Origin of the sequence: Streptomyces sp. OfavH-34-F, assembly GCF_022347745.1 — a bacterium.
Lineage (GTDB): Bacteria > Actinomycetota > Actinomycetes > Streptomycetales > Streptomycetaceae > Streptomyces.
Genome location: NZ_JAKRGC010000581.1, coordinates 1 through 1823 on the forward strand (window position 1 = coordinate 1; position 1823 = coordinate 1823).

A 1823-nucleotide genomic window follows, 5' to 3' on the forward strand; every position below is an offset into this window, starting at 1 on the left:
GCCCCGGCCGCGCGAGGCGGCTGCCTCGGCCTCGGCCGCGCTGCTGTACAGCTCCTCGTCCGGGGCGAACTCCGGCTCGGGCAGGGCCACCGGCGCGGCGGCCTCCGCCGCCACCTCGGCCGCGCTCTCGGCCTCGGGCTCCGCCTCGGCGGCGTGCTCCGGGGCGTGCTCGTGGCCGTGGTCGTGCTCGTGGTCCTGGCCGGCGCCGCCGCGGCGCTTCTTGGAGCGCTTGCCGCCGCCACCGCCGCCCACCGAGGAGGGCTGCTCCATGTGGACGATGACCCCGCGCCCGTTGCAGTGGACACAGGTCTCGGAGAAGGACTCCAGCAGCCCCTGGCCGACCCGCTTGCGGGTCATCTGGACCAGGCCCAGCGAGGTGACCTCGGCGACCTGGTGCTTCGTACGGTCGCGGCCCAGGCACTCCAGCAGGCGCCGCAGCACCAGGTCCCGGTTGGACTCCAGCACCATGTCGATGAAGTCGACGACCACGATGCCGCCGAGGTCGCGCAGCCGCAGCTGGCGCACGATCTCCTCGGCCGCCTCCAGGTTGTTCTTGGTGACCGTCTCCTCCAGGTTGCCGCCCTGGCCGGTGAACTTGCCGGTGTTGACGTCGACGACGACCATCGCCTCGGTCTTGTCGATCACCAGCGAGCCGCCGCTGGGCAGGTAGACCTTGCGGTCCAGCGCCTTCATGAGCTGCTCGTCGATCCGGTACGTCGCGAAGACGTCCACCTCGGACGTCCACCGCGAGAGCCGGTCGGTCAGGTCGGGCGCCACGTGCGAGACGTAGCCGTGGATGGTCTCCCACGCGTCGTCGCCGCTGACGATGACCTTGGAGAAGTCCTCGTTGAAGATGTCGCGGACGACGCGGACGGTCATGTCCGGCTCGCCGTACAGGAGGGTCGGCGCGTTGGAGCCGCCGGTGCCCTTCGCCTTCTTCTGGATGTCCTCCCACTGCTGCTGCAGCCGCTCGACGTCACGGCGCAGCTCGTCCTCGCTCGCGCCCTCGGCGGCGGTGCGCACGATGACGCCCGCGTCCTCGGGGACGATCTTCTTGAGGATGCTCTTGAGCCGGGCGCGCTCGGTGTCGGGCAGCTTGCGGCTGATGCCGGTCATCGAGCCCTCGGGCACGTAGACCAGGTAGCGGCCGGGCAGCGAGACCTGGCTCGTCAGACGGGCGCCCTTGTGGCCGATCGGGTCCTTGGTGACCTGGACCAGGACGGACTGGCCGGACTTGAGCGCGGTCTCGATGCGGCGCGGCCCGTGGGCCATGCCGAGCGCCTCGAAGTTGACCTCACCGGCGTACAGGACGGCGTTGCGGCCCTTGCCGATGTCGACGAACGCGGCCTCCATGGACGGCAGCACGTTCTGGACCTTGCCCAGGTAGACGTTGCCGACGTAGCTGGTGGCCTGCTCCTTGTTGACGTAGTGCTCCACGAGCACGTTGTCCTCGAGGACGCCGATCTGCGTGCGCTCGCCGCTCTGGCGGACGACCATGACGCGCTCGACGGCCTCGCGGCGGGCCAGGAACTCCGCCTCGGTGATGATCGGCACCCGGCGGCGGCCCTGCTCGCGGCCCTCGCGGCGGCGCTGCTTCTTGGCCTCCATGCGGGTCGAGCCCTTGATGGACTGGACCTCGTCGAAGCCGGTGCCGGGCTCCCGCTCCTCCTTCTTGCGGGGCTCGCGGACCTTGACTCGCGAACTCGCGCTCCACCGTCTCGCGGTCGTAGCCCGCGATCTCGAACGCCTTGATCATCAGCTCGGGCTCGTGGTTCCGGATGGCGCCGGAGGACAGCTCGATGCCGTTGCAGACGATGTCGTAC

1 protein-coding gene and 1 pseudogene are annotated in these 1823 nt (G+C 70.3%); both read right to left on the reverse strand.

The genetic code is table 11. The annotated features are described in order from the left end of the window. Positions 1-1608, reverse strand: a 1608-nt coding sequence (locus MHW47_RS35090) for an Rne/Rng family ribonuclease (RefSeq protein ID WP_239227863.1), incomplete at its 3' end; no start/stop codon positions are given. 88 nt (positions 1609-1696) lie between these two features. Continuing rightward, positions 1697-1823 (reverse strand): annotated as a pseudogene (locus tag MHW47_RS36180) (amino acid--tRNA ligase-related protein); the annotation flags it as partial.